At 59.8% G+C, this 2,451-nt stretch carries 1 protein-coding gene and 1 pseudogene; both read left to right on the top strand.

Annotated elements, in window-relative coordinates; translation table 11 throughout:
• The first annotated feature begins 618 nt into the window (after positions 1-618).
• Entirely contained in the window at positions 619-2,124 is a 1,506-nt protein-coding gene (gene ltrA / locus EV691_RS23070; protein WP_131302572.1) for a group II intron reverse transcriptase/maturase, read from the top strand.
• A 72-nt stretch (positions 2,125-2,196) separates the two neighbouring features.
• Positions 2,197-2,451 (top strand): annotated as a pseudogene (locus EV691_RS23065) (transposase); the annotation flags it as partial.

Here is a 2,451-nt window from a genome sequence, read left to right as displayed (position 1 = left end):
CAGTACTACTTCGGCAGTGCGACCTGAAAGTCGCATGGGTTTCTGTTTCGCGGCCGCGTCCGACGAAACCGATTGTTCCACCAACCGTTCCCTACCCGGACAGGCGAAGCCGGCAACAGCTTGGTCTGAAGCTCTGGGGACAATGTAGCCACCGACGTCGTCGGTAGGTCGAGCCGCGAGGCAAGGCCGAATCTGCCAGCATCAAGGCGGAGAGGCGCTAGGGATGAATGGGTACGACCAACACACGTGAACCTCCTATAAACGTCGTCATAACAGCCAAGCCAAAGATGCTGACAGGCTTGAACCAAAAGGTATGCGGTCAGGCAGGGGCTCTTACCGATAGCCCCTCGTGGACGAAGTGCCGCCGGCGAAATCGAGGGGTCCGACCCATTCGGAAATCCATGCGGAACAGGGTAAGCCCGTAGCATCGCCGGACACGGCAGGCGGACCGCGAGGAACGCTGAGGGTGCTGCGGGTAAAGGAATGTGGAGAAAGCGAAGGCCGCCCTGTAACGGGGTGGATACGGGCTGAGACATGGCCTGGCGCGAAAGCGAGCAGACTTCCACAAGGTCTTCCATGGCGAAATAACCTTGCCAATCGTTGGACGGAGGAAAGCAGATGACAGGACCAGCTCGCCGTGCGCAAGCAGCGACGCCACGTTCTGGTGCACCTTCGCACGCCGAACCGAACTGGCCCCAATCCTGGTGCTGGATCGAATCGGACGTGAAACGACTCCAGGTGCGTATCGCCAAGGCAACACGAGAAGGCAGGTGGGGCAAGGTGCAAGCCTTGCAGAGGCTGCTGACTCGCTCGTACAGCGGCAAGCTATTGGCCGTGAAGCGAGTGACGGAAAATCGAGGGAAGAAAACACCGGGAATCGACGGCAAGATCTGGTCGACTCCGGTCGCCAAATCGAAGGGAGCATCGGCGCTGAAGCAGCGTGGTTATCGACCACAGCCGCTGAGGCGCCTCTACATACCCAAGAGCGACGGCAAGGAACGCCCACTGGGGATTCCAACGATGCGGGACAGGGCCATGCAAGCGCTGTGGAAACTGGCGCTCGAGCCGGTGGCAGAGACGCGTGCCGATCCCAACTCGTATGGTTTCCGGCCAGAACGTTCAACGGCCGACGCCATCGCACACGGTTTCACCGTGCTGGCAAAACGCAGCTCGGCAGAGTGGGTACTTGAAGGAGACATCCGTGGCTGCTTTGACAATATCAGTCATGAGTGGCTACTCGCCAATGTCCCCATGGACAAGACCATTCTGCGGAAATGGCTGCAGGCAGGGTATGTCGAGCAGGGAACCTTGTTCGCAACGGAGGCGGGAACCCCGCAAGGGGGGATCATTTCCCCGATACTCGCGAACTGGACCCTGGATAGACTGGAGCAGGCCGCTCTCACCAGCGTGGCTTCGACAGAACGCCGGCGAAGGCCCTTCAAGGTCCATGTCGTAAGGTATGCCGATGACTTCATCGTCACGGGGGCTTCGAAATCTCTCTTGGAACATCAGGTACGACCGGCGATCGAGGCGTTCCTGAAAGAGCGGGGCCTGGAGCTCTCGGCGAAGAAGACTCACATAACGCATATCTCCGAAGGCTTCGACTTTCTTGGCCAGAACGTACGCAAGTACGCCGGCAAGTTGCTGATCACTCCAGCTCGCAAGAGTGTGAAAGCGCTCCTGAAGAAAGTCCGGGAAGTCGTAAACGGGAACAAGGCAGCCACACAGGCAAACCTGATCCGGACCCTGAACCCGATCATCCGGGGATGGGCCATGTATCATCGCCATGTCGTTGCTGCCGCCCGCTTCGCATGGATCGACCACCAGATCTGGCGAATCCTATGGCGCTGGGCTGTGCGCCGGCATGCCATGAAAAATGCTCACTGGGTAAAGCAACGATACTTCCGCGTGGTGGGGCGACGACACTGGGTGTTTGCTTGCAAGGAAAGAAAGCATGGCATGAGCCAGCCCGTCTGGCTGTTTGCTGCGGCCAGTGTTCCGATCATACGGCACGTCAAGATATGCAGCGCGGCGAACCCGTTCGACCCTGCATGGACGCTTTACCTGGAGCGCAGGAGAGCACAGCGTCAGGTAGCCCGGTCACCCGGCTGCTGGAAGGCTTGAGCCGTATGAGGGGCGACTCTCATGTACGGTTCTCAGGGGAGGCAGGAGTGGTAACACTCCTGCCTTACCCGACTGAAGGCGCATATCGGCGTCGATGCCGAGTCTGGCCTGGTGCATCACGTGGTGGGTACGGCGGCCAACGTGGCGGATGTCACCCAGGTCGACAAGGTGCTGCATGGCGAGGAAAACCTGGTCGGTGCCGATGCGGCCTATGTCGGTGTCGAGAAGCGTCCGGAGCATGCCGGACGGAAAGTCGTCTGGCAGATCGCGGCTCGCCGCAGCACCTACCAGAAGCACGGCAAGCGCAGTGTCCTGTATCGCGTCAAA

The sequence above is a fragment of the Azotobacter chroococcum genome, assembly GCF_004339665.1.
GTDB classification, from domain to species: Bacteria; Pseudomonadota; Gammaproteobacteria; order Pseudomonadales; family Pseudomonadaceae; genus Azotobacter; species Azotobacter chroococcum.
This window is presented reverse-complemented; position numbering and strand designations above follow the sequence as displayed.

Bases quoted from the DNA above. Each gene is read 5' to 3' on its own strand.
- ltrA (WP_131302572.1), top strand. From the start codon at position 619: ATGACAGGACCAGCTCGCCGTGCGCAAGCAGCGACGCCACGTTCTGGT.